We start from the raw sequence: 478 nt of genomic DNA, 5'->3' as shown, positions 1-478 counted from the left end.
TTCTCGCAGCTTCTATCAGGGTTCTATTTTTTCTTTCTACAACTCCATTTTGTTCAGGAGTCCTAGCTGAAGAGAAGTTTTGAGAAATGCCCTTGTCAGCACAAAAGGATTCTAGAGTTACATTTCTGAACTCCGTCCCATTGTCACTTCTGAGCTGACAAACCTTCTTAGAGAATTTGAGTTCCATTTGCTTAATGAAGGAGATGATTTCAGGAGCAGCATCACTTTTAGACCTGAGAAATATAACCCAAGAAAAACGAGAAAATTCAACAACAATAACAATGGTATATTTCTTACCAGCAGGTGTCTGAACGTTGACTGGACCAAAAAGATCCATATGAAGCATGTATAACGGTTCAGTCACTTGGAAGTTTTGCTTCGTCTTAAAGCTTGCACGATGTTGTTTCCCCATCTCACATCCTGAACATGGCTTAGTTTTACTGAACGTTAGAAGAGGTATCCCATCAACAAGACTTTT

1 protein-coding gene is annotated in these 478 nt (G+C 39.1%); it reads right to left on the bottom strand.

The window, feature by feature from the left end; all coding sequences use genetic code 11:
* Window positions 1-412, bottom strand: a 412-nt coding sequence (locus M8J73_RS44610) for an integrase catalytic domain-containing protein (protein WP_249829942.1), incomplete at its 3' end; no start/stop codon positions are given.
* Between the last annotated feature and the right edge of the window lie 66 nt (window positions 413-478).

The sequence above is a fragment of the Streptomyces neyagawaensis genome (assembly GCF_023516595.1).
Taxonomy (GTDB): Bacteria; Actinomycetota; Actinomycetes; order Streptomycetales; family Streptomycetaceae; genus Streptomyces; species Streptomyces neyagawaensis.
The sequence above is the reverse complement of the archived record's forward strand: the minus strand, read 5'-3'. Positions and strand labels throughout refer to the sequence as shown.